Origin of the sequence: Geodermatophilus telluris, assembly GCF_900102745.1 — a bacterium.
Taxonomy (GTDB): Bacteria; Actinomycetota; Actinomycetes; order Mycobacteriales; family Geodermatophilaceae; genus Geodermatophilus; species Geodermatophilus telluris.
Genome location: NZ_FMZF01000002.1, coordinates 208,963 through 235,183 on the forward strand (window position 1 = coordinate 208,963; position 26,221 = coordinate 235,183).

19 protein-coding genes and 2 tRNA genes are annotated in these 26,221 nt (G+C 76.4%); 5 read left to right on the forward strand and 16 right to left on the reverse strand.

From position 1 onward, the window contains the following. Positions 1 to 12: 12 nt before the first annotated feature. The 11 genes from BLQ97_RS06155 to BLQ97_RS06205 form a co-directional block, all read right to left on the reverse strand. Entirely contained in the window at positions 13 to 2,208 is a 2,196-nt protein-coding gene (locus BLQ97_RS06155) for a hypothetical protein (protein WP_091364322.1), read from the reverse strand. A gap of 252 nt (positions 2,209 to 2,460) precedes the next feature. Further along, positions 2,461 to 4,107 carry an oligosaccharide flippase family protein gene (locus BLQ97_RS06160; protein WP_091364324.1) on the reverse strand — a complete coding sequence of 549 codons (1,647 nt, stop codon included), beginning with the start codon at positions 4,105 to 4,107 and terminating at the stop codon, positions 2,461 to 2,463. A 45-nt stretch (positions 4,108 to 4,152) separates the two neighbouring features. Further along, entirely contained in the window at positions 4,153 to 5,301 is a 1,149-nt protein-coding gene (locus BLQ97_RS06165; RefSeq protein WP_091364326.1) for a glycosyltransferase, read from the reverse strand. A gap of 13 nt (positions 5,302 to 5,314) precedes the next feature. Next, the gene (locus BLQ97_RS06170) at positions 5,315 to 6,337 is read right to left on the reverse strand and encodes an aminoglycoside phosphotransferase family protein (protein ID WP_091364328.1); all 1,023 of its coding nucleotides are present in this window, start codon (positions 6,335 to 6,337) and stop codon (positions 5,315 to 5,317) included. After that, a complete protein-coding gene (locus tag BLQ97_RS06175; RefSeq protein WP_091364330.1) occupies positions 6,334 to 6,948 on the reverse strand; it encodes a hypothetical protein in 615 nt (204 codons plus the stop codon). Before BLQ97_RS06175 ends, BLQ97_RS06170 begins: the two co-directional genes overlap by 4 nt. Continuing rightward, positions 6,945 to 8,300: a nucleoside/nucleotide kinase family protein gene (locus tag BLQ97_RS06180; protein ID WP_091364332.1), complete on the reverse strand. Its 1,356-nt coding sequence runs from the start codon at positions 8,298 to 8,300 to the stop codon at positions 6,945 to 6,947. Before BLQ97_RS06180 ends, BLQ97_RS06175 begins: the two co-directional genes overlap by 4 nt. 116 nt (positions 8,301 to 8,416) lie before the next feature. Then, positions 8,417 to 9,019 carry an acyltransferase gene (locus BLQ97_RS24165; RefSeq protein ID WP_281181376.1) on the reverse strand — a complete coding sequence of 201 codons (603 nt, stop codon included), beginning with the start codon at positions 9,017 to 9,019 and terminating at the stop codon, positions 8,417 to 8,419. A gap of 71 nt (positions 9,020 to 9,090) precedes the next feature. After that, positions 9,091 to 10,014 (reverse strand): glycosyltransferase family 2 protein, encoded by a 924-nt coding sequence (locus BLQ97_RS06190; RefSeq protein WP_245691904.1) that lies wholly within the window; start codon positions 10,012 to 10,014, stop codon positions 9,091 to 9,093. A 425-nt stretch (positions 10,015 to 10,439) separates the two neighbouring features. Further along, positions 10,440 to 11,399, reverse strand: a complete 960-nt coding sequence (locus BLQ97_RS06195) for an alpha/beta hydrolase family protein (protein ID WP_091364335.1) — start codon at positions 11,397 to 11,399, stop codon at positions 10,440 to 10,442. Between the two features lie 44 nt (positions 11,400 to 11,443). After that, complete coding sequence (locus BLQ97_RS06200; protein ID WP_091364337.1) at positions 11,444 to 14,095, reverse strand: alpha/beta fold hydrolase; 2,652 nt, start codon at positions 14,093 to 14,095, stop codon at positions 11,444 to 11,446. A 67-nt stretch (positions 14,096 to 14,162) separates the two neighbouring features. Next, positions 14,163 to 15,125 (reverse strand): glycosyltransferase family 2 protein, encoded by a 963-nt coding sequence (locus tag BLQ97_RS06205; protein ID WP_245691906.1) that lies wholly within the window; start codon positions 15,123 to 15,125, stop codon positions 14,163 to 14,165. A gap of 603 nt (positions 15,126 to 15,728) precedes the next feature. Here BLQ97_RS06205 and BLQ97_RS23590 point away from each other — a divergent pair. Next, a complete protein-coding gene (locus BLQ97_RS23590) occupies positions 15,729 to 17,915 on the forward strand; it encodes a PKD domain-containing protein (RefSeq protein ID WP_217637078.1) in 2,187 nt (728 codons plus the stop codon). Between the two features lie 141 nt (positions 17,916 to 18,056). Here the strand turns inward: BLQ97_RS23590 and BLQ97_RS06215 are convergent, their stop codons facing one another. The 4 genes from BLQ97_RS06215 to BLQ97_RS06230 all read right to left on the reverse strand — a co-directional run bounded on the left by BLQ97_RS06215 (position 18,057) and on the right by BLQ97_RS06230 (position 21,788). Beyond that, positions 18,057 to 19,109 (reverse strand): PHP domain-containing protein, encoded by a 1,053-nt coding sequence (locus BLQ97_RS06215; RefSeq protein ID WP_091365713.1) that lies wholly within the window; start codon positions 19,107 to 19,109, stop codon positions 18,057 to 18,059. Continuing rightward, the gene (locus BLQ97_RS06220) at positions 19,106 to 19,651 is read right to left on the reverse strand and encodes a DoxX family protein (RefSeq protein WP_175471622.1); all 546 of its coding nucleotides are present in this window, start codon (positions 19,649 to 19,651) and stop codon (positions 19,106 to 19,108) included. The genes BLQ97_RS06215 and BLQ97_RS06220 overlap by 4 nt, the downstream gene beginning before the upstream one ends. 127 nt (positions 19,652 to 19,778) lie before the next feature. Continuing rightward, a complete protein-coding gene (locus BLQ97_RS06225) occupies positions 19,779 to 21,221 on the reverse strand; it encodes a bifunctional phosphatase PAP2/diacylglycerol kinase family protein (protein WP_091364340.1) in 1,443 nt (480 codons plus the stop codon). A gap of 33 nt (positions 21,222 to 21,254) precedes the next feature. After that, positions 21,255 to 21,788, reverse strand: a complete 534-nt coding sequence (locus BLQ97_RS06230; protein ID WP_091364341.1) for a CGNR zinc finger domain-containing protein — start codon at positions 21,786 to 21,788, stop codon at positions 21,255 to 21,257. A gap of 93 nt (positions 21,789 to 21,881) precedes the next feature. Here BLQ97_RS06230 and BLQ97_RS06235 point away from each other — a divergent pair, with 93 nt between their 5' ends. The 3 genes from BLQ97_RS06235 (at position 21,882) to BLQ97_RS06245 (ending at position 23,341) form a co-directional block, all read left to right on the forward strand. Then, positions 21,882 to 23,087, forward strand: coding sequence for an MFS transporter (locus tag BLQ97_RS06235; protein WP_091364343.1), 1,206 nt, complete (start codon positions 21,882 to 21,884; stop codon positions 23,085 to 23,087). Positions 23,088 to 23,158: 71 nt separating this feature from the next. After that, a tRNA-Ser gene (locus BLQ97_RS06240) sits at positions 23,159 to 23,247 on the forward strand. Between the two features lie 21 nt (positions 23,248 to 23,268). After that, positions 23,269 to 23,341: transfer RNA gene (locus tag BLQ97_RS06245), tRNA-Arg, on the forward strand. A gap of 312 nt (positions 23,342 to 23,653) precedes the next feature. Here the strand turns inward: BLQ97_RS06245 and BLQ97_RS06250 are convergent. Next, entirely contained in the window at positions 23,654 to 24,970 is a 1,317-nt protein-coding gene (locus tag BLQ97_RS06250) for an alpha-hydroxy-acid oxidizing protein (protein ID WP_217637079.1), read from the reverse strand. A gap of 201 nt (positions 24,971 to 25,171) precedes the next feature. On the opposite strand from BLQ97_RS06250, the gene BLQ97_RS06255 reads away from it, so the two are divergent. Next, positions 25,172 to 26,212: a hypothetical protein gene (locus BLQ97_RS06255; RefSeq protein ID WP_091364345.1), complete on the forward strand. Its 1,041-nt coding sequence runs from the start codon at positions 25,172 to 25,174 to the stop codon at positions 26,210 to 26,212. The last annotated feature ends 9 nt before the right edge of the window (positions 26,213 to 26,221 follow it).

Consider the following 26,221-nt stretch of genomic DNA (forward strand, 5'->3'; position numbering starts at 1 on the left):
CGGGGGCGTCGATCAGGTGGGCGGGATCCCCGGGCCGACGTACTGCAGGACCCAGGTGCCGCGCTCCTGCCGCACCACCTGCCAGTCCGGGTCCGACCGCAGCGTGGCCAGCAGGTCCTCGTAGCTGCCCTGCGGGTAGGTCCGGTAGTAGTCGTCGTAGACCTGCATGCTCTCGGTGAAGACGACGTACACCGGTGCCCCGTCGGCCCGGCTGAAGACGACGTCCTGCAGGGCGTCGACGCTCAGCGGCAGCGACTCGGTGACCGGCTCGCCCGCGTAGAACGCCGCCTCCCGCAGGGCCTGGTCCAGCGCCACGTCCGCGTCGCTGCCCGTGGTGCCGCTGTCCGGGTCGCCCCCCGCCGTGGACAGCGTGGGGTCGCTCCACCCGCGGCCGGGCCAGTTGCCGTCGACGGCGATGACGAGGGACTCGTCCGGCTGCGCCTCCAGGAACCGGGCGGCGCGGATCTCCTCCGGGCGGATGCTGTTGACGTACCAGGGGCCGAAGGTGGCCTGCGCGACGGCGACGCCGGCGACGACGGTCCACGCGGTGGCCGCGAGCGGGGCGAGCACCCGCACCCCGCGCCCCTCGCCCGCGAGGGCGGTCGCCAGCGCCGGCCCCAGGACGGCGACGCAGCCGACGGTCGAGTACAGCGTCACGCGGAGGATGGCCTCGCCGCCGTAGTTCTGCGCGGCGAGCAGCGCGAACGGCGAGAAGGTGACCGCGGCCTGCACCACGACGTCCCGGCGCCGCCACGCCTCGCGCCAGCCCTGGCGCCGGAGGCGGACGAGCAGGACACCCAGCGTGGACAGCCACAGCAGCACCGCGGTGCCGCGGGCGAACAGGCCCGCCGTGTCACGGCCCAGCGCCGGGACGGGCGCGACGTTGCCGGCCGCGTTGGAGACGATGTCGAAGCCGCTGAAGATGCCGTAGGACGCGACGGCGTCGTACCGCGACGCCAGGTAGCCCAGGGCGACCACGGCCATGGCGGCGGGCAGCCACCACGGGGCCCGGCGGATCACGGCCAGCACCACGGTCAGGCCCAGCAGCCAGAACGGGGTCAGCTGGTGCGTCGGGACGACGACCACGTAGAGCGCGAGGGCGAGCACCGCGCTGGTGCGGCTGTCCGGGGACCGGACCAGCAGGACGAGGAAGCCCGCGGCGAGGCAGATGGCCACGGCCTGGGGGGAGAAGTAGTCCTGCCCCACCCAGTTGAAGAGGACGACCAGCGCGGCCGCCGCCGCGGCGCCGACCGGGCGGGCGCCGTAGGCACGGGCCAGCGCGGCCGCGGCGACGGCGAGCAGCACGTGCACCATCGCCGGGAACCAGCGCGCCGTGTCGAGCGTGGCGACCCCGCTGGCGTCGCCGAAGAAGGCGGCAGCGGTGAACATGCTCGGCCAGTTCATGTAGATGTTCGTGCCGCCGAGCACGTGCTGGCTGTCCTGCAGGACCGTGACGATGCCGATGTGCTTGTAGGTCCACGTCGCGTTGGGCACGGCGGAGGCCGCCGCCGCGGTGACCCGCAGGACCAGCGCCAGGGCCACCGCCGAGCCGGCGACGACCGCCGTCCGCCCGAGGCGCAGGCCGGCGACCAGGACCGCGAGCGCGACGACGAGCGCGGCCGTGAGCTGCCAGGGGCCCGACACCAGCAGGCCGAGGACCGACGGGTCGGAGGTGCGGATGCGCGGCAGCGCGATCGCCCACAGCACGACGGACAGCAGCAGGCCGGCGCCGAGCGCCAGCGTCGACGACCGGGGCCGGGGCAGGGGGAGGGGCGCCAGCCCGCTCCTCCGCAGCGCCAGGGCGGCGACCACCAGGGAGGCCGCCGCGACGACGGCGAAGCCGAGGCGGGGGATCCACACCCCCGTCCAGCCGCCCAGGGTCGACAGCGCCAGCAGGACGGCGAGCCCCAGGAGCGGTGCCACGGCGGCCCGCGTCATCGCGGGGAGGCGGAGCCCGGCCGTGATCGCCGTGCCGGGCGCGGTGAGCCAGAACAGCAGCAGGACCAGGCCGCGGACGGTGGTGCCCAGCCCGCCGTCGTCCGCGGGGAAGCCGGCGAGGACGACGAGCGCCAGGACGGAGGTGACGACCGCGAGCAGGGCCGCCCAGGAGTCCCGCCCCCGACGCGGGCGGCGGGTGGCCGGACGGACGTCCCGCGGTGCCGTCGCGACCTCCGCCGGGCCCCCCGACGGTAGTATGAGCTCCGACACCCGCTGTGCCTCCCGCCGATTCGTGTGGATGACGCCCGGCCTCGACGCCGTGGCTGGGACCGCGGTGCGCGGGTCCTCGGCGCGCCTGCAGTGCGGCGCGCGCTTCCCATGGTGCCGTCCCCGCAGCGCACCGGGCCAGTGCCCACCCCCGTCGGGTGAGGCCACTCACCCGGTCGGAGCGCTCCTGGTCACGGGCCGGTCACGTGCCGTGTCGCAGCGCCGTCCCGCGCGGACGGGGCGGCCGCCTCCCGCTCAGGCTGCGACGGGACCGCGTCGCCGGACGATGGCCAGCAGCTCCCGCAGCACCGACGGGAAGGCCACGGCGAGCGTGCCGGCGGCCGCGGCCGCCCCGCCCACCACCACGACGGCCAGCAGCAGCGGCGTGGGCAGGGGCAGCAGCGACAGCGCGACCCCCACGGCGGCCACCGCCGCCCCCACCACCAGGGACGGGAGGACCGAGCGGGCCAGCACCCACCACCGCAGCTGCAGCATGCGTGCGGCGACGACCTGGACCACCACCGCGAACAGCAGGGAGGTGGCGAACTGGGCCCAGGCCACACCCACGATCCCCCACTGCAGGGCGGCGAGGGCGAGGGCGGGGACCAGCACGGCCAGCCGGGCCAGCGACACCACCAGCGACAGTCCGGGCCGGCCGAGGGCCTTGTAGACCTCGTTGGAGCCGCCGGACAGCGACCGGCAGGCGCAGTACAGCGCCAGGGCGACGAGCGGGGCCACCGACGCCCCCCACTGGGGACCGAACAGCAGCGGCACGAGCAGCGGCGCGGTGACGGCCAGGCCCACCCCGGTCGTCACGCCGTACAGGGCGTAGACGCGCAGGCTGAAGAGGTAGCCGTTCTGCAGCCGGCCGAGGTCGCCGCGCATCTTCGTGTACAGCGGGAAGACGACCACCGAGAGCACGAAGAAGACGTTGAGGATCACCATCTCGGGCAGCCGGAAGGCCAGCGTGTAGTAGCCCAGGGCGGTGGCGCCGAGGATGCGGCCGACGACGAGGTAGTCGACGTCGAAGACGAGCTTGGCCAGCAGCGTGCTGCCGGCCACCGGGGCGCCGTAGCCCAGGACGCTGCGGACGTCGGCCCGCCCGGCGCGCCAGAACGCCACGTCCGGCCGCTGCGGCGTGAGCAGCCACGCGGCGACGACGTAGGACACCGCGCCGGCCACCGTGCCCCCGACGATCGCGTAGGCGCCCGCGCCGGCGAAGGCCAGCACGACCGACACCACGCCGGTGACGACGGTGCGCACCATCGCCGCGGCGACCACCCGGCGGAACGCCAGCTCCCGGCGCATGAGCGCGTCGGGCAGCGCGGCCAGCGAGTTGCAGAACAGCGACAGCGACAGCAGCCGCACCAGCGGCTCGACCTCGGGGTGGCCGAAGAAGCCGGCGATCAGCGGCGCCGCCAGCTGCACCAGGCCGAGCAGCAGCAGGCCCGCGACCAGCGAGCACAGCAGCGCCGCCCGCTCGGCGGCCCTCGTGCGCTCGAGGTAGATGAGGGCCTGCGCGACCCCGGCGTCGGCGATCGCCTCCGCGTAGACCAGCAGGACCAGCGCGAGGGAGACCAGGCCGAACTCGGCGGGGGTCAGCAGGCGCGCGAGCAGCACCGTGGTGAGCAGCGTGACCAGCTTGCCGGCCACCTGGGCGCCGCCGAGCCACGCGGCCCCGCTGGCGCCGGCGCGGGTCAGGTCCTGGCCCTCCGGCGGTCGCTGCGCGGGCGGCTCGCTCGCCGTCGCGACGTCGTCCGGGCCGGCGGTCACCGGGGACCGCCCGGGGGCGACGGGCGGGCCGTCGTCGGTCGCGCCGCCGTCGGACGGGGTGCCGTCGGGCCGGCTGTCGTCGGTGGCCTCCGCGCTGCGGGCAGGCTCGACCGGACTGTGGCGACCCATGTCAGCGAGGGTACGTTCCGGGCCCGCACGGGCCCGTCGCGTCGGTCACCGGTCCACCTGGGAGAGGGACGCGCGGCACTCCTCGAGGTACTCCTCGGCCACCGTGCGCCAGGTGCGCACCGGCTCGGCCGGGGTCGCCGGACCGGGCCCGGCGGCCTGCCCGGTCAGCGCCTCCCGCACCAGCCGGACCAGCTCGCCCTCCGACCCCGCGACGCGCAGCAGCGGGTGCGGCGGCTGCTCGCGGGCACCGGCCGCGGTGGCCACGACCGGGAGCCCGGCGGCCAGCGCCTCGGTGACGGAGTTCCGGATGCCCAGGCCGTGCCGGTCGGGGAAGACGGCGACGTCGGACTCCGCGAAGACGTCGGCCATCGAGGGGACGTTGGGCCGGACCTCGACGCGGTCCTCGGCCAGCGCGAGCACCGCGGGGGTCGGCTGCCGGCCGGCCAGCAGGAACCGGGTGCCCGGGGCCTGCTCCCACACCTGCGGCGCGACCTCGCGCACGAGCACGGTCGCGCTCTCGATGTTGGGCTCGTAGTGCAGGCTGCCCACGAAGCAGACCGTGGGCGGCCCCGGCACGCGCACCCGCGGCCCGGCCGGGGTCTCGGTGCCGTTGGGGACGGCCCGCACCGGGCGCCCGAGCAGCGCGGACCAGCGCTCGGCGTCCCGCTGCCCGACGGTGAGCAGCCGCACCCGCTGCGGCAGGGCCCGCTCCGCGACGAGCGCCTGGCGCGCCTTGCGCGCGCGGAAGCGGCGCCGCAGGCCGGTGGCCAGCTCCACCTCCATGCCCAGGCGCATCGACCACGGGTCGACCGCCTGCAGCACCACGGGGCCGCGCACCGCGTGGACCAGCGGGGTGACGTGCGGACCGTGCACCAGCGTCACGTCGGCGTCCGCGGACAGCCGGGCGACCGCCGCCCGGGCCTCGGGCGTGCACACCGCCTCGGCGCCGGGGTGGGCGCGCGAGACCAGCGAGCGGAGGAGCGCGAGCCGCGGGTCGCGGGGGCGCAGCAGCTGCACGTCGGCGCAGCGGGCCGCGACCTCCGGCGGCACCGGCACGTCGCCGGTGTAGGTCAGCAGCGTGACCTCGACGTCGTCGGGGAGCGCACCGAGCACCCCGTAGGGGATCAGCGAGCTGCCGTCGCCCCGCTCCGGGTCCCGGTTGGGCACGCCCTCGGTGACGTAGACCAGCCTCACGTCCCGGTCCCCCTCACAGCTGCTCCACCCGGTCGAGCGCGTGCCGCCACAGCGCCACGTCGCGGTCCGCGGCGACGGCCGCGCGCGCCTGCTCCGGCGTGGGCCGTCCGGCGTCCTCCGACGACGACGCGCCGGCCGGGACCAGGCGCTCGGCCAGCGTCGCCGAGGACCGGGCCCAGGCCAGGACCACCACCTGCGGCAGCAGCGCCGGGTCGATCCCCCGCGCGCGGAGGTGGTCGGCCAGCAGCGGCCGGGCCCAGGCGGCCGGGCCGGTGAACGTGGCGTCGAACGCCTCCCGCTGCCCGTCGCGCGTCCACGCGCCGCGCCGCGCCTCGCCCAGGTGGCCGAGGAGGAAGACCAGGTCGTGCCCCGGGACGCCGTGCTCGTCGGCCCGCTCCCAGTCGATCACCTGCAGCGAGCCGTCGGCGGCCAGGAAGAGGTTGGGGTGGCTGAGGTCGGCGTGCTCGAGGACGGCCGGCACCGCGACGTCCCGGAGGGGGGCCAGGACGGCGTGCGTGCGCTCAACGAGTCCGGCCAGGTCGCCGCCGTCGTCGCCGACCAGCTCGACCAGGGACCGCAGCGGCCGCTGCACCGCGCGCTCGTACCAGCCCGCGTTCGCGTCCGCGGGCCGGGTGACCGGGAGGGCGGAGACGAACGCCACGCCGGCGGCCACCGCGGCCTCCGGGTCCTGGCGCACGCGGGCGGGGTCCAGCTCGGCCCCCCGGACGACGGTCTCCACGAGCACGGCGCGGTCCTCGTGCTCCACGAGCCCGACCAGCTGCGGCGCGCCCACGCCGGTGCCGGCGAGCAGGCCGAGCACGTGGGCCTCGCGCCGGGTGCCGCTGTCGTCGCCGGCGCGGCGGGGGACCTTGACCACCAGCTCGGGGCGGCCGCGCGCGCCGGACACCATGCCGACCACGTGCCGCGAGGTGGTGAACCGGGGCGTGAGCACGGAGGTGCGCATGCCGCGCACCCGCCGCTCGTCCAGGCCGAGCGCGGCGCGGTGCTGCCGCAGCAGCTCCTCGACGAAGGTCACGGGACCTCCGGCCGTCGTCCGACGGTGCTGCCCTCGGGAACCCCGGCCGGGAAGACGCCGAGCGCCACCGCGGCCCGCCCGGCCAGGGACAGGGCCCGGCCGAAGCGCACGGCGCCGTGGCGGGACAGCGCGTCGCGGACGAGCGCCGGCGCGTCCAGGGGCACCATGCGCGAGCAGGTGCGCAGGTCGGGCGCGTGCCAGTGGGCGACGACGTCGGTGAGCCCGGCGGCGCGGAACGCGCGCGGCCAGCCGAGCAGGGTGCGCGGCCCGGCGGCGTGCAGGTCGCGGCGGACCTCGGCGTACACCCAGCCTCCGGGGCGCACGGCGGCGGCCGCGGCGGCGAGGTCTGCGGCGGTCGGCTGCACCAGCACCACGACGTCGGGCGCGGCGTCGGCGACCGGCCGCCAGTCGGGACCGGGCCGGACGACGTCGACCTGCAGCAGCCGCAGCGCCGCGAGCAGGTCGTCGTCGGGCGTGCCGCCGCAGGCCACCACGCGCAGGCGGGTCGACGGCAGCAGGAACCGCCAGTCCAGGCGCCGCCACAGGTGCAGCGGCAGGTCGGGGGCCGCCGGGTCCGCGGGGGCCCCCGGGTCGACGTGCGGTCCGGTCATCGGCGCCGTCGTCCGCCGGAGCGGGCGGGACCACCGGGAGGCGGCGCGGCCAGGGCCTCGACCCGCTCCCACACGACGGCCAGCGCCCGCCGCCGGACCTCGTCCGCGGGTGCGCCGGCGTCGAGCACGACCATGCCCGGCAGCCGGTCGCGCAGCGCGAGGTAGGCCTGGCGGCGCTCCTCGAGCACCTCGGGGGAGTGCTCGCCCTTGCGCCGGAACATCAGCTCGCCGGGGGCGTCGAGCAGGAGCAGCACGTCCGGGGAGGGCCCGAGCCGGAGCATGGCGGCGTTGGCCACGCGGTCACCGAGGCTCGACCCCGGCGCGGCGAGCAGCGCGTCGTAGACGAACCGGTCGACGACCACGAGCCGTCCGCGGGCCCGGTGCCAGCGCGCCTCGCCCACGCTGCGGACCACCCGCAGCAGCAGCCGGCCGAGCCGGCCGCCGGGGACCCGGCGCACGTAGGGGTCCCAGCGCGTCTCCTGCCACATGCCCATGTACACGTACCGCGTCGGCAGCGGCACCTGGGCGGTGAGCGCGTCGGACAGGGTGGTCTTGCCGGCGCCGTCGGGGCCCAGGACGGCCACCAGGGAGCCGGGCAGCCGGTCGGCCCGGCGGGGAGCGGGCAGCCGGCGGGCCGCGCGGCTGCCCAGCGTCCGGGCCGGCAGCCGCAGCCCCAGCTCCCGGGCCCAGCCGGCGCGGAGCTCCCCGCCCAGCCGCACGGCCTCCTCGACCCGGCCCGCGCCGACGGCCGCCAGCAACCGGTCCGCACTCCCGGGACCGCCGTGGCGGTCGACGAGCGCGGCGGCGGGGCCGTCGGTGCCGGCGACCCGAGCGGCCGCGGCGGCGGGCTCGACCCGCGACGGCGCGATGGTGCCCTTGTCGAGCAGCTGGTGCAGGAGGTAGAGCCACGCCTCGTCCTGCGGGGCGAGCCGCTGCAGGCCCCCCTGCAGGTGCCGGCGGGCGAGGGCGCCCGCGGCCAGGTCGGTGCGGAGCTCCTGGTAGGTGCCGAAGGCGACCTCGGTGACCACGTCGAGCTTGAGCCAGAGGTCCTCGGCGGAGTCGTAGCGGTGGTAGAAGCGGTGGCTGCCGTGCCCGGCCGCCGGGAGGCGGGTCAGGCCGGCCGCGCGGAGCCCGGCGTCCAGGACCGGCAGCGCGGCCGGGTCGACGAGGACGTCGACGTCGCCGGACGGGCGGCGCAGCTCGTCGGCCCCGCGCACCAGCGCCCACGCCGCACCGGTGCGGTCGAGGGCGTCGAAGGCGGCCCGGATGGTCGGGTGCACCTCCGGGGCGTCGCCGGTCCCGCCGGGTGACCCCGGCGCTCCGACCGCCTCGGCGCGGGCCTGGCCGGCCATCCCGTCCCCCTGTCTGTCGCTGGCCCCGCCGTCGGCGGGTGCCGGTCGTCGGTCCGACGTCGGGGGCGCGGCGTGCGCCCCCGTCCTGCCCCGCCCTCGTCCCGGGCGGGCCGGGGTCACAGCCCCCAGCTCACGTCCTTGCGCTTGACGACGGCGGGGACGCCGGCGACCAGCGTCCCCGGCGGGACGTCGCGGGTCACCACGGAGTGCGCCGCGACCACGGCGCCCCGGCCGATGGTGACGCCCTTCATGATGGTGGCGCCGAAGCCGATCCAGACGTCGTCCTCGACGACGATCGGCGCGGACTGCGGCTTGCCGTCCATGTCGTGGTTGTCGCTGTCGCGGAAGGTGACGCGGTCACCGATGATCACGTTGTCGCCGATGGTGATCGACCGGTAGCAGGAGAGCCGGATGTCGACGTTGGAGCCGCTGCCGTGGCCGATCCGCAGGACCGCTCCCGACGCCACCCCCACGCGGAGCCCGCTCATGAACGAGCCCCGGCCGGCCACGTGCACCTGCGCGCCGTCGCGCACCACGAAGTGCCCCGGGTAGAGCGGCGCCCCGCCCGCCCACTGCCGGCCCAGCGTGAACTTCTCCCCGATGGAGAGCTCCGCGCTGCGGGCCACGCGGAAGGTCACCTTGCGGTACACGACCAGCTTGCTGCCGTGCCGCAGGGACGGCAGGGGGTTGATCCGGAGCAGTTCACGAGCGGCGGACACGACGTCTGACCTTAGGGGAGGAGGAGCCCGGTGCCGTCCCCCGTCGGGGTGGACGGCACCGGGCGGGGCCCTCAGGCCGAGCGGGCCTCGATGGCCGGGCGCTCCGCGGCCAGCAGGGCCTCGGCGGTCTCCGGCGTGGCCACCGGCGCCGACGCGGCGAGGGTGCGGTCGCCGCGGCGGACGTGCCGGCTGCCCCCACGGTTGACCCGCTCGATGGCGAGCGCGCGCAGGACCCGCAGGCCGTCCCGCCACGTGTTCAGGTTGCTCTCGCCGTGGATGCGCTCGAACTCGAAGCTCGGCACCTCGACGATCCGCAGCTTCGCCTTGGCGACGCGGGTGTTGATGATCGTCTCGATCTCGAACCCGTCGCCCCAGCGCTTGCGGTCCTCGTCGTGGTCGCCCGCCTTGAGGTCCAGGACCGTCAGGCAGTGCTCCCAGAAGGCGTTGTAGCCGTAGCACAGGTCGGTGTAGCGGGTGCCGAACAGCACGTTGGCCGAGCGGTTGAGCCACCGGTTGCCCCAGGCGCGCATGCGGGTGATGTCCGCGCTGCCGCCGCCGTTGGCGAAGCGGGTGCCCTTGGCGTAGTCCGCGCCGTCGACCAGGGCCTGCACGAACCGCGGGATCTCGCGGGGGTCGGCCGAGCCGTCGGCGTCCAGCATGACCACGATGTCACCGGTCACCGCCGCGAAGCCGCACGCCATGGCGTTGCCCTTGCCCCGGCGGTTCTGCCGCACGATGCGCACGTCGGGGCGCAGCGAGCGGGCGACGGCGATGGTGTCGTCCACGCTGCGGCCGTCCACGACGATGACCTCGTACACGTCCTCGGGCAGCAGCGAGAAGACGTGCGGGAGGTTGCGGGCCTCGTTGTAGGTGGGGATGACGACGCTCACCCGAGGGAGCGCGCCGGCCGGCCTCTCGAGCGGGGACGCGTCGGAGGTGTCGCGGTGCATGAGGGTCCTCTCCTTGCGGAAGGGCCCGGTTTCGCCACTGCTCACTGCCGGACTCTGGCGACCAGGGTTCGTCCGGCAGGTCATCGCTGCCCTGTCTGTGCTTCGGTGGTCGATCCCGTGGTCCGGTGTCCCGAGGCCCTCCTTGGCCTCACGACGCCACTCCGGAGCGCTCGACTGCTGCGCCGCCTGGGCCCCCACGGGTGACCTTCGAGTGAAACGACTCGGTCCATGTGTCTACAACAGAGGTCATCTGCTGTCCATCGGACCGCGCGCCGCCACCCGTCCGGGGACGACGGCCGGTTCCCGACCGCGACCGGGAGCGGGCGGACCGGCGAGGGCCTCCGCGCGGCCGTCCCAGGCGTGTCACTGCCCGAGCGTCAGGGCACGTTGACCCTGCGCCACGACGAGGGGGCGGGACGACGTCCGGGCGGGGGCGCGGTGGGGCGCGCTCCGCGAGCCTGTGTCTCTCCTCACCCGTCGAGCTGGTCGTCGGTCAGGCCGTCCCGCCGGGGGTCGTCGAGCACCTCCTGCAGCGCCCGGGCGGCGTCCGCGTCGCCGGACAGGGTCGAGCGCAGGAAGTCCGTCGTGGTGGCGAGCACCGTGGCGAAGCTGGGGTCCTCCGGCTTGCCGTAGGGCGAGCTGTGGGTGGCCTCGCGCAGCCCCAGGAAGGCCTTCGGGGCCGGGGCCGCCTCGAACGCGGCGCGCCCGTCCGCCACCGGGATCGTGTCGTCAGCGGTGCCGTGCTCGAACAGGGTCGGCACGCCGGGCTGGGCGAAGGACGCCCCGAAGCCGGTCAGCGTCCCGGCCAGCACCACCGCCGCGGTGATCCGCTCGTCGGCGCAGCAGGTGTTGAGCAGGCCGATGGTGGTCACCGCGCCGCCGGAGTGCCCGGCGGCGGCGACCGCCGAGGGGTCCAGCCGTCCCTCGAGGACGTCACCGGCCGTGGTGTCGAGGGCCAGCACCTGGGTGAGCACGAAGGAGACGTCGGCGGGCTGGTTGAGCACGTCGGTGTAGACGGGGTCCACGTCGGCGTTGGTCAGCGGGAAGGTGGGCGCGGCGACGACGAACCCGGCCGAGGCCCACCCCGAGAGCAGGTCGTCGTACGCGGCGGGTCCCGACGTGATGCCGTGGCTGAAGACCACGACGGGGTAGGGGCCCTCGCCGTCGGTGGGGTACCAGACCGTGGTCGGCAGGTCCCGGCCCGCCACCTCGTCGCCGGGCTCGCCCGGCGTCGGGTCGGTGGCGCGGCTGGTGTCGGTCAGCTCGAGGGTCCGCGTGTCGACCGGGTGGGTGTCGACGGCCGCGGCCGTGGTCGAGGTGCCCGCCGGCGGGGACGCCGACGGCTCGGACGTGCCGCAGCCGACGGTCGTGCCGACGAGGAGCCCGGCGAGGACGGGGGGCAGGAGGCGTCGGAGCCGCGGTCGGGACACCGCCCGAGCATCCCCCACGGACGACGGGTGGCCGCCGAGGGGAGTCAGCGGTCGTCGTCCTCGGCGATCCCCCGCGCGATCTCCTCGACGTGCGGCGAGCGCAGCAGCGAGTTGTGGTCGCCGTTGAGGGTGACCACGTCGATCGGGCCGGGCAGCAGCGCCCGCCACGCCTGCGGGTCGTCGGGGTTGAGGTGGCTCACGTAGACGCGGACCCGCCCGGACCACGGCTGCGGCCGGTGCATGAGCGAGGTGCGCACGCCCAGCTCGCGCAGCCCCTCCATCCGCGTCGCCGAGGGGCGGACGAGGGGACCGAGGAGGGCGACCACGCGTCGGCGCCACAGCTCGCGCGGTGGTGGGGTCGCGTCGTCGGCACCGCCGACGGGCGGGTCGGACAGCGCGAACAGCACCTCCGACCGCTTGCCGTCGGTCGAGGGCAGGCCGGCGCGCCGGGCGAGGCTGGGCGGGGCGAAGGTGTCGATCAGGGTCACCGCCCGGACGTCCTCGCCCGCCGCCGTGAGCAGCCGCGCCACCTGCAGGGCGACCAGGCCGCCCATCGAGTGGCCCACCAGCCGGTAGGGACCCGACGGCTGCAGCTCGCGGACCCGTCGCAGGTGCCGGCGGGCGGCCATGCGCACGGTGAGGTCGGGCAGCGCCCACTCCTCGAGCCCGTGCGGCTGGAAGGCGAAGACCGGCTGGTCGGGCCCGAGGGCGTCGGCCAGGGGGAGGAACGCCTGGCCGCCGGCGCCCGCCCCCGCGAAGCAGAGGACCGGCGGCCGCTCCCCGGTCGCGCGCAGCGCCACCAGGCTGCCGTGCCGCCCGCGGCGGCGGCCCGGGGCCGGCGCGGCGTCGGGCCCGGACCCCGCGCCGTGCGCGGCGAGCACGGCGGCCAGCTCCCGGACGGTGGGCGCCTCGGCCACGTCGGAGGTCGACAGCACGACGCCGTACTGCTCGGCCATCCGGGTGAGCAGCTCCTCCACGGTGAGGGAGTCGCCCCCGAGGGAGGTCAGGCTCACGTCCCGGCCGACGTCGCGGCGGCCGAGCACGGTGGCGAACAGCTCGGCGACCCGCCGCTCCCACTCGCCCTGCGGCGGCTCGTCGGACGGGGGAGCGGGACGCGGCAGGGCGCCGCGGTCGACCTTGCCCCGCTCGGTGCGCGGCAGCTCGCCGAGCAGCCGGATCTCCGCGGGCACCATCCAGCTCGGCAGGGCCGCCACCAGTCCCCGGCGCAGCTGCGCCGGGGAGGGCGTGCGGCCGGCCCCGTCCGGGACGGCGTACCCGACGAGGCGGGCGTCGGAGCCGGTGGGGACCGCGAGGACGGCGGCGTCGGCCACGCCCGACTGCCCCCGCAGCGCCGCCTCCACCTCGGCCGGCTCGACCAGGTACCCGCCGACCTTCACGGCGTCGTCGGCCCGGCCCAGCACGTGCAGCACGCCGGCCTCGTCGAAGCGCGCCCGGTCGCCCATGCGGAACGACTGGCGCCCGTCGTCGGTGGCCCGGAACACGTCGCCGCCGCCGTCGAGGTAGCTGGAGAGGAAGGGGGCGGTCACCCGGAGCCCGCCCACCTCGCCGGGGGGCAGCACGCGGCCCTCGCCGTCGACGACCTCGACGTCCTTGGTCTCCACGGGACGGCCGGCGGGGACCGCGCCGTCGGGGAGGGGGTCCTCCGGGCCGAGCGGCAGGAAGGTGATCTGGCAGGTCTCGGACGAGCCCAGCCCGTTGACGACGGTCACCGGCCCCAGCCGCTCCCGGGCGGTGCGGACGTCGCGGGCCTGCAGGGCCTCGCCCGCGCACGCCACCAGCCGCAGGTCGTCCAGCGGCTCGCCGTCGGGGGTGGCGCCGGCGACCGCGCGCAGCAGCGAGGGCGTCAGCGAGGTGACCTGCACGCCCTCGCGGCGCAGCCAGTCGGGCACCCCGCGGATGCCGGCCGCCCGCGGGTCGAGGACGTGCAGGCTCCCGCCGGCCAGGAGGGTGCCGAACACGCAGTGCTCGCCGAGGGAGAACGACGGCGGCAGCAGCTGCGCGACGCGGGTGCCCGGGCCGATGCCCAGGTGGCGCGCGGTCAGGGCGGCCTCGGCCAGCACCAGCCCGTGCGAGTGCACGACGCCCTTGGGACGGCCGGTCGACCCGGAGGTGAACACGATCGTGGCCGGACTGGTCAGCGCGGGCCGGGGACCGTCCGGCTCCGGCGTCCCGGCGGGGAACTCCCCGCCGGGGGCTACCACCTCGTGGAGGTCCGCGACGACGGGCGCGTCGCGCAGCCCGGCGACGCGGTCCCGCAGCGCCGGCTCGGCCAGGCAGAGCGCCGCCCCGGCCATCTCCTGGATCTGCTGGAGGCGGCCGACGGGCAGCTGCGAGTCCAGGACGACGAGCGGGCGGCCGGAGAGCACCACGCCGACCATGGCCACCACGAGGGCGGCGGAGGGGGTGCCCAGGACGGCGACCGGCGCGGTCTCGGCGACGGTCTCCGGGGTGAGGGTGCGCAGGCGGCGCGCGCAGGCGGCGGCGCGGTCGGCCAGCTCCGCGTAGGTCAGCGAGAGGTCCGGGGAGGTCACCGCCAGGGACGCCGGCCGGGCCGCGACCACCGCACCGAGCGCCGCGGCCACCGAGCCGGCCCCGGCGGCCGCCGCGGGACCGTCGGCCGTCCCGGGATCGGTGTCGGTCATGGCAGCACCCTCGAGCTCGGTCGGTTCGGACATCGGAGCAACGCTAGGTCCCCGCTGATCCGGCCGCGACGCCTCCCTCCGGACGCGGTGCTCGCCGGGGTCACCCGGAGCGTCGTGCGCGCACCCGGGCCCAGGCGTAGCTGGTGGCGGTGAGCAGCGCGCCCTCGACGATGGCCCACGCCCGCGCCGCACCGGCGCGGTCGCCGCGGGCCGCCTGCCGCAGGCCGCGGACGATCCCGGACGGCAGCGTCTGCCGGACGTAGACCCGCTCGCTGGACAGCGCCTGGTCGGTCCCGGCCAGGCGGCTGACCAGCGCCTTCGAGCGCCCCTCGGCCCGGCAGCGGCGCCGGAAGTAGCGCCGCGTCACCCGGTCGGCGGGCACGTGGTGGTGGCACCGGGCGTCCGGCTCCACCAGGACGCGGCTGCCCGGCCGCGCCCGGCGTGCCCGGATGGCGAACTCGGTCTCCTCGCAGCCGGCCGCGTCCTTGCCCAGCCGGCCGATGTCGCTGTCGAAACCACCCGCGTCGGTGAACACGTCGCGCCGGAAGGCCATGTTCGCGCCGATCGGGTTGCGGACCTCGGCGCGCGTCCGGGGCAGGCCCTGGTAGCTGCAGCCCACGACCCACAGGAACTCGTCGGGGAACCACGCCGGCCGCGGCGCGCGCCAGTCCGGCAGCACGCCGCCGCCGACGCCGATGACGTCGTCCCCGGTGAAGGCGGCCAGCAGGCGCTCGGCCCACTCCGGCTCCGCCGCGGCGTCGTCGTCGAGGAAGGCGACCACGTCGCCCTCGGCGACCGCGACGCCGGTGTTGCGCGCGCCGGAGAGCCCGCGCGGGCCGGTGTTGGGCACGCACGTGACGTCGGGGAAGGCGGCCCGCGCGCGCTCGAGCAGCTCGTCGTTGTGGTCGGCCACGACGACGACCTGCGCGGGCGCGACCGTCTGCCGCCGGAGGCTGGCCACGGCCTGCTCGATGTCGCTCCAGCGTTCGAGCGTGTAGGCGCAGAGCACGACGCTCAGGCGCAGGTCGTCGGCCCGCAACGGGCCCTCGGGTCCGTCGGGCACCCCGGGAGCATAGGACCGACGGGTGCGGGAGCCGGTCCGGTCGCCGGACGGCCCCACCCGGAGGGGGCACCTCCGGGTCGTCCACTGTTTTCCCCGTGGCCTTTCCCCGGACCCCCCTCGTCCGGGCAGAATGGAGCCGTGCAGAGGGAGGCCCCGGCGGTGTTGCTCGAGCTCGGCCAGGTGCTGGGCGCCGCACGGTGCCGGTGCGGTGACGGCCGGGTGTGGCACGAACACCACCGCCGTGGCAGCGACTGCTCCTTCCCCGGGTGTCCGTGTGCGCGCTACCGGAGGGCATCGGTCATCCCGACACGGTGATTCCGGGCGAGGCTCACCCTGCGTCATCGGCCAATTGCAGGAATAGCATCTGCGTCGGTGGAGAAACACCGTCAGTGAGCGGCCGATGATGCTCAGTCATCGAATGCCCTACTGTGACGGACAATGAAGATCATCACCCTTTGCGGGCATGGTGATCTCCGTTAGCTTCCCTCTCCGGTGTGTTGCGGACGTCCGCAACGCCGCTGCCGGCCGCTGCTGCGGTCGGCGCGGATCCGTCACGGGGAGAGGCAGTAGATGAGCAGGCTACGGAGAGCGGTTCACGTCCTGGTGGCGAGCGCGCTCGTCGCTCTGGGCGTGGTCGCCGGGGGCGGCGTCGCGGCCGCGGCGCCCGGGGACATCGGTTACGTGGGGCCGTCGTTCGCGGGGGCGGTCAACCCGCCCACCGCGGACAAGCCGCAGAGCAAGCTCTGGCACACGGACGGCTCCTGGTTCGCCGTCATGTTCGACTCGGTCTCGAAGACCTGGCACGTCTTCCGGCTGGACCGTCCCACCCAGACGTGGGTGGACACCGGCGTCGTGGTGGACACCCGCGCCAACACCTCGACCGACGCCCTGTGGGACGGCTCGCGCCTCTACACCGCCTCGCACGTGGTCACCGTGTCCGGTGACAGCGGCAGCAAGCCGTCGGTGGGCAACAGCCCGGCCCGGCTCAACCGGTACAGCTACAACGCGGCGACGAAGTCCTTCACCCTCGACGCGGGCTTCCCGGCCACGATCACCACCCAGTCGTCCGAGTCGATGACCATCGACAAGGACTCGACCGGGAAGATCTGGGCGACCTGGACCCAGGTGAGCGGCAACTCCACCTCCGGCTACACCAGCGCCGTCTACGTCAACTCGACGACCACGTCCGACAGCGCGTGGGGCACCCCCTTCGTGCTGCCGGTGGCCGGGGCCAACCCGGCGCCCGACGACATCTCCGCGGTGGTCAGCTACCGCGGGTCCATCGGCGTGCTCTGGAGCAACCAGCGCGACGCCACCGTCTACTGGGCGATGCACCGGGACGGCGACGCCGTCGGCACCTGGCGCGGCGCGCCGGCCATCCGCGGCAACAAGGCCGCCGACGACCACCTGAACGTCAAGGCCCTGCAGTCGGATGCGGCCGGGCGGGTGTTCGCCGTCCTGAAGACCGGCGCCGACACGATCAGCGGTGCCCCGTCCACCTCGGCGCAGATCCTCGTCGCCTCCTTCAAGCCGGCGACCGGGGCCTGGACGTCGGCGACGTTCGGGACGCTGGCCGACTGCCACACCCGCCCGCAGCTGGTCCTCGACGAGCAGAACCAGCGGGTGCGCGTCGTGGCGACGGCGCCGACGGCCTCGGGCTGCGCCTTCTCCGGCGCCGCGGGGACCATCTACGAGAAGTCCGCGCCGATGGACACCCTCGCCTTCACGTCCGGCCGGGGGACGCCGGTCATCCGCGACGCGGCGTCGGCGAACATGAACAACCCGACGGTGACCAAGCAGGCGGTCAACGGCTCCACCGGCTTCGTCGTCCTGGCCAGCAACACCTCGACCGGCCGGTACTGGCACGCCGACATCCCGCTCGGGACGCCGGCGCCGGCTCCCGCGCCGACGGCGAACTTCACCTCGGCCGCGTCGACCAGCAACTCGCTGGCCTGGCAGTTCACCGACACCTCGACCGGGGCCCCGACGTCGTGGGCGTGGGACTTCGGCGACGGCGGGACCGCCACGGTGCAGAACCCGGCGCACACCTACGCCGCCGCGGGCACCTACACCGTGCGGCTCACGGCGACCAACGCCGGCGGGTCGAACACCGTCACGAAGTCGATCACCGTGACGGCGCCGGCGCCGAACCCCACCCCGACGGGTGCGGTCACGGCCGGTGCCTCCACCACGGCGAGCAACGCCACCGGCTCCGCGTCGGTCACCGTGCCGGTGCCGGCGGGTGTGGTGCCCGGTGACGTCCTCATCGCGCAGTTCACCACCAACAACGCGCCCACCGTCGCCGCGGCGCCGGCCGGCTGGTCCACCATCGCCCCGCGGACGGCCATCGGCTCCGGCGCGGCGCTGTTCGCCTACTACCACGTGGTCACCGGCGCGGAGCCGGCGTCCTACACGTGGACGCTGTCGGCGGCACAGAAGTGGAACGCCGGGATGACCGACTTCCACGGGGTGAACACGGCCACGCCGTTCGACACGGCCGCCACGACCGCGGTGGACACGTCCTACGCCCGGGCGTCCCTGGCCGTCCCGGGGGTCACCACGGTCACCCCGGGCGCCATGCTCGTCGGCGGGGTGGGTGAGGACTCGTCCTCGATCGCCGTGACCCCGCCGGGCGGGGCCACCGAGGCCTTCGAGAGCGCTGGTGCCCAGGTCACCGAGCTGGCCTACCGGGCGCTGCCGACGGCCGGGGCCACCGGGACGCAGACCTGGACCTTCGCGGCGAACGCCGCGTCGGCCGGCTGGCTGCGGGCGCTGCGACCGGCGAGCTGACCGGTCGGGGAGGCGGCGCCGTCCGCCTCCTCGGCCAGCCCTCCACCCGCGATCCCGCGTGTCCTCCCCGGCACGCGGGATCGCGGCGTTCCGGGACCCGTGCCGGCCGAGGTAGTGGGTCCCGGCGCGACCACCGGCGGGTCAGCCGGTGGTCCACTCCAGGAGCTCGTCGGCGGTCCAGGTGTTGACCACCCGCTCGGGGTCGACGCCGGTCTCGACGGCCCGCTCGCAGCCGTTGGCCTGCCAGTCGAGCTGACCGGGGGCGTGCGCGTCGGTGTCGACGGCGAACGAGCAGCCGAGCTCCACGGCGAGGGCGAGCAGCCGCAGCGGCGGGTCCAGCCGCTCGGGCCGGGAGTTGATCTCCACCGCGGTGCCGTGCTGCGCGCAGGCGGTGAACACCGCCTCGGCGTCGAAGGCGCTCTCCGGCCGGGGCCGCTGGCGCCGCCCCTCGCGCTGCTCGCGCGGGATCAGCAGCCGGCCGGTGCAGTGCCCGAGGACGTCGGTGTGCGGGTTGGCGACGGCGGCGAGCATCCGCTCGGTCATCGCCGCGGACTCCGCGCGCAGGTCGGAGTGCACGCTGGCCACCACGACGTCGAGGCGGCCGAGCAGCTCGTCGGTCTGGTCGAGGCTGCCGTCGAGGTGGATGTCGCACTCGATGCCGGTGAGGATCCGGAAGGGGCGCAGCTCCTCGTTGAGCTCGGCGACCACGTCGAGCTGGCGCTCGAGCCGCTCGGCGCTCAGCCCGTTGGCGACCGTCAGCCGCGGGGAGTGGTCGGTGAGGGCGATGTACTCGTGGCCCAGCCCGATCGCCGCCTCGGCCATCTCGCGGATCGGGCTGCCGCCGTCGGACCAGTCGGAGTGGGTGTGCAGGTCGCCGCGCAGGGTGGCGCGGAACTCGGCGACGTCGTCGGCGAGCGGCACGAGCTCGGCGTGCGTCTCCTCGAGCCGGGCCAGGTACTCGGGCACCTCGCCGGCGTGCGCCTGGACGATCGCCGCGCCCGTCTTGGGGCCGATGCCGCGCAGGTCGGTGAGCGTGCGCGTGCGGATCCGCCGGTCGAGCTCCTCGGGCCCGATCGTGTCGACGACGGCGGCCGCGGTGCGGAACGCGGCGACCCGGTGGGTGGGCTCGCGGGCGCGCTCCAGGAGGAAGGCGATCCTCCGGAGCGCGGCCGCGGGCGGGAGCGGGGTGGTCAGCTGGCCTTCCGGAGCTGCTTCTGGGCCTGCTTCTCGGCCTTGGCGGCGCGCTTCTGCGCCTGCGCGACGCTCTTCTCCGTGGCCGTGGAGGCGCGCCGGGCGGCACGGCGGGCGCGGTAGCCCACCGACGGCCGGCCCTCGGTGTCGACGGCGGCGATGAGCAGCCCCCCGAGCAGGCCGGCGTTCTTGAGGAAGTTCGACAGCTGCCCGAAGCGCTCCTCCGGGTCCTCGTGCTCCCAGAACCGGTGGCCGGCGAGCGTCGTCGGCACGATGCTGCCGGCCAGCGCCAGCGCGGACAGCCGCGGCAGCTTGCCCAGGGCGAACAGCGAGCCGGCGCCCACCTTGATGCCGGCGTCGATCTTCACCCACTGCTCGACGTCGCGCGGCACCTGCACCGGCAGCTGCTGGTCGGCGGCCCGGGTGATCTGGTCGACGACCGGCTGCGCGCCCGGCACCCGGGTCTGCGGGTTGCGCAGGGTGTCGATGCCGCCGTAGACGAACGACGCTGCGAGCAGGGGCCGGGCGATCCGGCGGACCAACATGGAGGACCTCTTTCCCTCGGGGACGTGCGCTGCGGTGTCCTGGTGCCCGCCGAACGGCGCGGGACACCCTGGTCGCGACCGTAGTGATCCACGCGTCACCCCGCCCGTCCAGGGCGCGCGGCAGGCGTCAGTCGGTGCGGCTGCAGTACACGGTGAGCGACGGCCGCTTGCGGAAGAGGAAGGACGAGGTCGCGGGTGCGGTCTCCCCGTCGTAGGCCAGCGGCTCGGGCCCCGACCACAGCTGCACCCGCACCTCCGGCGCGGCCGCGGTGGCGTAGCCGGAGCTGCGGTCGCTCACGCCCAGCAGCGCCCCGAGCACCGCCCGGGTGCGGCTGAACGGGACGTCGGCGCGCAGGTACTGGACGTCGAGCAGCCCGTCCTCCAGCCGCGGCCGCCACGCCGGTGCCAGTCCGCGTGGGGTGTAGCGGCAGTTGCCGACGAACAGGACCCACACCTCGACCGGCCGGCCGTCGACGACCATCGACACCGGCGCCCCGCCGCGCAGCACCTGCGCGGCGGACACGGCGGTGGCCAGCCAGCGGCCGAGCCGGCCCTCGAGGGCGTCGCGCCGGCGGACCATCTCGGGGTAGACGCCGATGCTCGCGGTGTTGAGGAAGGGCACCCCGTTGACCTCGGCGACGTCCACGCAGACCGCCCGGCCCTCCTCGACCGCCGCGGCGGCCTCCTGCGGCGTCTCGACGCCGAGGTCGCGGGCGAAGTGGTTGAGCGTGCCGGCCGGGACGACGACGAGCGGCAGGCCGTGCTCGAGGGCCACCGCAGCCGCGGCGGCCATGCTGCCGTCCCCGCCGGCGACCCCGAGCGCCCGGACGCCGCCCGCGCGGGCCGCGTCGGCCAGCAGCTCGCCCACCCCGCGCTCCGGCGAGGCGGTCAGCACCTCGGCGGCCGGCAGCAGCTCCCGCACCTCCGCCGCCGGGTCGTACCCGTCGGGGCCCGAGCGGGGGTTGACCGCCACGACGAGGCCCGCGCCGCCGGGCAGCGCCGGCGCCGCCGACGCCGGGCGCACCCGTGCCGGCTCGGTCGGCCGCACCGGCCACCAGCGCCGCCCGGCCAGGGCCACCCCGGTGCCGATGGCCAGCCCCGAGACGACGTCGCCGGGGTAGTGCACGCCCACGTGCACCCGCGAGTAGCCGACCGCCAGGGCCAGGGGAGCCAGCGCCGCCCCGGCCAGGGGGCTCTCCAGGGCCACGCCGGTGGCGAAGGCGCCCGCCGAGGACGAGTGCCCGCTGGGGAAGGAGAAGGTGTGGTGCGCCCGCGGCAGCCGGCGGTGGCTGGCCAGGTTGGCGAGGTCGGGCCGCACCCGCCCGACGAGCCGCTTGAGGACGGCGTTGACCACGGTGCTGGCCACCGCCAGCGAGCCCACTCCGCGCACCGCGCCGCGCCGCAGCGGCCCCCGGCGCAGGCCCAGGAGCAGGGCGACGCCGAACCAGAGCTTGCCGTGGTCGGCGGTCATCGACAGCCGGCGCAGCCACCGGTCGGCGGGCGAGTCGGGCAGCGCCCCGATCGCGGCGTGCAGCCGGGCGTCCCAGTACCGGAGCCGCAGGGGGGTCACCCGCGGGACGTTACGGCTCCGTCCGGGACGGCGTCAGACCTTCCGGCGGGCCCGGTAGGCGGCGACGGTCGACCGGCTGGCGCAGGTGTTCGAGCAGTAGCGCCGGCTGGCGTTGCGCGAGGTGTCGACGTAGACGTCGTCGCAGTTCTCGGCCGAGCAGACGCCCAGCCGCTGCCACCCGTGCTGGGCCACCACCTGCGACAGGCCCATCGCCACCGTCGTCGTCAGCTGCTCGAGCGCGGGCGCGTCGGGGCGGGCGTAGTGCAGGTGCAGCTCGCCGTCGTGGTCGGTGGCGTAGGGGTGCGGCCGGGCCAGCGCGAGCAGCTCGTTGAGCCGGGCGATGACGTCGTCCTGCGTGGTGGCGACGGCGACCGCCCGCACCAGGTCGGCGGTCGCGGCCGCCCGGCGCGCCTCGGCCGGGGCGAGCTCGAGGGGCGTGTCGACCGTGAACCACTCGTCGTGGGCGCGCAGGAACGCGTCGGCCCAGGTGGGGTCCGCGTCGCGGTCGGTGTTGGCCAGGTCGATGGCCAGCTCGACCGCGTTCGACCCGTAGGTGTCGTAATCCATGTGACTCCCTACCGCCCCTGCTAGTGTGTAGGTGGTCAACGCTGTTTGACCGACTACTGTTCCTGATCTGCGAGCGTTGAAGCGGGTTTCGTCGTGCGTTCCTACCTGTCGGTCTGGCGGTTGCCGTCCGCCCCCGTCCTGCTGGTCGGCGGGTTCGCCGGCCGGTTGCCGTCGGCGATGGTCCCGCTGGCGCTGCTGCTCATGGTGCAGCAGCAGACCGGTTCCTACGCCGTCGCCGGGCTCGCCTCGGCCACCTACGGCCTGGCGATGGCGGCCATGGCCCCGGTGCTGGGGCGGCTGGCCGACCGGCGCACCCCGCGGCCGGTGCTGCTGGCCCAGGCCGCGGCCTACCCGCTGCTGCTGGGCCTGCTGGTCGCCGCCGTCCTCGGGGGTGCGCCGACGGTGGCCGTCGTCGGCGCCTCGGCCGCCGCCGGCGCCGGGACGCCGCTGGTCTCCGGCGCGGTCCGGGCGATGTGGTCGCGGGTCGACCCGCGCGTGCGCGGCACCGCCTACGCCCTCGACGCGACGGCCACCGAGCTGGTCTTCGTGGCCGGCCCGACGCTCGTCGCCACCCTGGCGGTGCTGGCCGCCCCGGCCTGGGCGCTGGCCGTGGCGGGCGTGCTCGCGGTGGCCGGCGCGACCGGCGTCGCGACGTCGTCGGCCATGCGCGGGTGGGTGCCGGCGCCGGCGGGGCCGCGGACCAGCCCGTTCGCCACGGTGCTCGCCCCCGGCATGCCGCGGGTGCTGCTCAGCGGCACGGCGCTGATGCTCGGCTTCGGCGCCCTCGAGGTCGCCGTCCCGGCGTTCGCCGACTCGGCCGGCTCGCCCGGGCTGTCGGGCCTGCTGCTCGCGCTGTGGTCGCTCGGCTCGGTCGCCGGCGGGCTGTGGTTCGGCGCCCGGGTGGTCAGCGCCTCGCTGCCGCGCCAGTACCGCTGGCTGCTGCTCGGCGTGACCATCGGGCTGGCCCCGCTCACCGCGGCGTCCAACCCGTGGGTGCTCGGTGCGCTGCTGTTCCTCGGCGGGACGGCGATCGCCCCCACGCTGACCGTGCAGAACTCCCTGGTCGGCGCGCTCGCCCCGGCGCACGCCACGACCGAGGCCTTCACCTGGCTGTCCACGATCGCCACCGGCGCGTCGGCGCTCGGCGCGGCCTGCGGTGGCGCGCTGATCGAGGGCCCGTCCGGGGTGACCGGCAGCCTCGTGCTGGCCGTCGCCGGGGCGGCGCTCGCGGTGCTCGTGACGCTGGTGCCCGGCCGCCGCCCGCTGCCGGCCGCCGCGGCGGAGCGGGTGGCGGTCTGACCCACCCTGGGACCCCGCGGGGAGGCGCTGGTAGTCTCTTCCGCGGTGGTTCCGGGGGGACTCGGACCCCGGGAGGCTTCGCCTAGTCCGGTCTATGGCGCCGCACTGCTAATGCGGTTTGGGTTAATCCCCATCCCGGGTTCAAATCCCGGAGCCTCCGCGCACGACAACTGCACAGCACGCACCCGTAGCTCAACGGATAGAGCATCTGACTACGGATCAGAAGGTTAGGGGTTCGAATCCCTTCGGGTGCACGTCTGGTTGAGACAGCACCGCGGCCCCGTCCTCCTCCTGGAGGGCGGGGCCGCGGTGTCTCCCGGGTCGGGTGCGGTGCGTGGCCGCACGGGGGTGTGGATGTGTGGGGCGGGGGGCCGGTCCTGGCGGTCTGGCCGCGTTGGTCGATCCACCGAGCTGTCGGTGGCCACTCGTTCGCCGGCTGCCCCCGCCCACGACCACTGTGAGCCGCGTCACAGCGAGAGTCAACCCCGGCCGCCCACCGGGCGTGTCGGCCCTGCGCCCCGACCCCGCCCTCCCGGCCCCGCCCACCCGGCCCCGCCCACCCGGGCTCAGCCCACCCGGCGCAGCACCTCCGGGGTGAGCTCGCCCACCGAGGTGTGCCCGGTCAGGCCGAGGGTCAGGTCGAACTCACCGAGCACGTCGGAGACCACCTGCCGCACCCCGGCCTCCCCGGCCAGCCCGAGCCCCCAGGCGTAGGGCCGGCCCAGGAGCACCGCCCGGGCGCCCAGGGCGACCGCGACGAGCACGTCGGCGCCGCTGCGGACGCCGCTGTCGAGCAGCACCGGCGCCCGGTCGCCCACGGCCGCGACCACGTCGGGCAGCGCGTCCAGGGCGGAGATCGAGCGGTCCACCTGCCGGCCGCCGTGGGTGCTCACCACGACGCCGTCGACGCCCTCGTCCAGCGCCCGGCGGGCGTCGTCGGGGTGCAGGACCCCCTTGAGCAGGATCGGCAGCCGGGTGCGGGCGCGCAGCCAGGCGAGGTCGGCCCAGGTGATCGAGGGCCGGGAGTAGATCGCCTGGAAGGTCTCGACGGCGGCCCGCGGCAGCGGCGAGCGCAGGTTCTCCCGCAGGGGGCCGGGCCAGGCGCGGGCCATGCCGACCATCGCCAGCACGGCGGCCAGCGTCGGCCGGGGCTGGCGGTCCCGCCCGGCGGCCGCCCCCGCCTGCGCGGGGGCGGCGTCCCCGGCCTCGGCGACCCGCCGCTCCACCAGCCGGCGGAACACCGGGTCGGAGGTGTACTGCGCGATGCCCTTGCCGAGCGCGAAGGGCAGGTGGCCCAGGTCGAGGTCGCGCGGGCGCCAGCCGAGCATCGTGGTGTCGAGGGTGACCACCAGCGCCTCGCAGCCGGCCGCCTCGGCGCGGGCGACCAGGCTCTCCACCAGCTCGTCGGAGGTGGACCAGTAGAGCTGGGACCACCGCGGCGCGTCGCCCATGGCCTGCGCGCACGTCTCCATCGGCACCGACGCCTGGTTGGAGAAGACGAACGGCACGCCCAGCGACGCCGCGGCGCGGGCCACCGCGAGGTCGGCCTCGCGGTGCACCAGCTCCAGCGCGCCGACCGGGCCGAGCAGCAGCGGCGCGGGGATCCGCCGGCCGAACAGCTCGACCGACGTGTCGCGGGCGCTGACGTCGCGCAGCACCCGGGGGACGACGGCCCACCGGTCGAAGGCCGCCCGGTTGGCCCGCTGGGTGTGCTCCTCGCCGGCGCCGCCCGCGACGTAGGCGTAGGCCCGGGCGGTCAGCCGCGCCCGCGCCCGGCGCTGCAGCGGCCGAGCGGTGGTCGGGACGAGCGGTGTGCGCCCGTACACCCCGGCGCGGTAGACCTCGTTCTGGCGCTGGCGTCCGGTCCCGGCTGCTGAGTCCACGACCGTCACCGTAGTGACCGCGCTCACGGGTTCCGGACCCGTACCGGCCGGTACGACACGCGCAGGTGACGACACGCCGTGCGCCGCGGACGACGCGCCGTGGACTCCTCGTCCGCACGCGGTGACGCACCGCATCATGGGGGCCGCGTCCCGGGCGGAACCACCGCGCGGGACGCCGCACGACCGCTCGAGGGGGAATCCGTGCCGGTCGGGACGACGCTGCGGCGTCCGCCCCGCCCCGTCCTGACGACGGGGCTCCTGCTGCTGTCCACCGTGGCCGGCGCGCTCGCGCTCGGCGTCGCCACCGCCCTGCCCGCCTCGGCCGCCGACGACCCCTCGCGCCCCGACGCGCTGGTCACCCACGGACCCAGCTGCCGCACCGGCGGCGTGGTCGTCGAGGTCACCGCCGGGACCGTGGCCTACGCGGTCACCCTCACCACCACCCGCCACCCCGAGGGCGAGGACTCCGCCGAGGTCCAGCCCGGCGTCACGGTGGTGCTGCGCACCGGTGACGTGGAGTGGGGCGAGACCATCGACACCCGCCTGGAGTACACCGCCCTCGACGGGTCGGGCCTCACCCACGTCGACGAGCTCGACGGGCACGACTACACCCGGCCCTCCGAGGCCGACTGCGCGGCGATCACCGCGCCCCAGCCGCCGCAGGACGTCTCCCCGGCGCCCAGCTCCGAGCCGGGGTCCGAGACGGGAGCGGCGCCGGGGTCCGGACCGGGCTCGGCGCCCCCGGCACCCGAGGTGCAGCCACTGCCCGGCGCGCCCGCCCCCTCGCCGGGCCCCGGTGCCCCGGCCGACGGCCCGGTCGCCGGCGGCCCGGCCGCGGGCGCCGTCTCCGCCTCGGCGCGCCAGGTGCCCGCGGGCGGCCGGGTGGTGCTCACCGGCACCGGGTTCACGCCGGGCGAGCCGGTCACCGTGCGGGTGGCCGACGGCGAGGTGCTCACCACGGTCGCCGCCGGGCCGGACGGGACCGTCGAGGTGACCGTCCGGATCCCCGGCGGTGTGTCGGCCGGGCCGGCCACGGTGCAGCTCGCCGGGGCCGACTCGGCGGTGACCGCGGCCGTGCAGCTGCAGGTGGCCGCCGTCGCCACCCCGGTCGCCCCGGAGCCGCTGCCGGTCCCGCTGGTCGCCGCCGGCCTGGCGCTGGTCGTCGGCGCGGCCGGGCTGGTGCTGACCGCCGCGCGCCCCCGCCCGGACGCGGCCCCCGCCTGGCCGACCGGGAGCGCCTGAGCGCTCCGT

Excerpts from the sequence above, each read along its gene's own strand:
- BLQ97_RS06160 (WP_091364324.1), bottom strand. The coding sequence starts at position 4,107 with ATGGGTCGCCACAGTCCGGTCGAGCCTGCCCGCAGCGCGGAGGCCACC.
- BLQ97_RS06175 (WP_091364330.1), bottom strand. The coding sequence starts at position 6,948 with ATGACCGGACCGCACGTCGACCCGGGGGCCCCCGCGGACCCGGCGGCC.
- BLQ97_RS06180 (WP_091364332.1), bottom strand. The coding sequence starts at position 8,300 with ATGGCCGGCCAGGCCCGCGCCGAGGCGGTCGGAGCGCCGGGGTCACCC.
- BLQ97_RS06200 (WP_091364337.1), bottom strand. The coding sequence starts at position 14,095 with ATGTCCGAACCGACCGAGCTCGAGGGTGCTGCCATGACCGACACCGAT.
- BLQ97_RS06220 (WP_175471622.1), bottom strand. The coding sequence starts at position 19,651 with ATGTTGGTCCGCCGGATCGCCCGGCCCCTGCTCGCAGCGTCGTTCGTC.
- BLQ97_RS06230 (WP_091364341.1), bottom strand. The coding sequence starts at position 21,788 with ATGGATTACGACACCTACGGGTCGAACGCGGTCGAGCTGGCCATCGAC.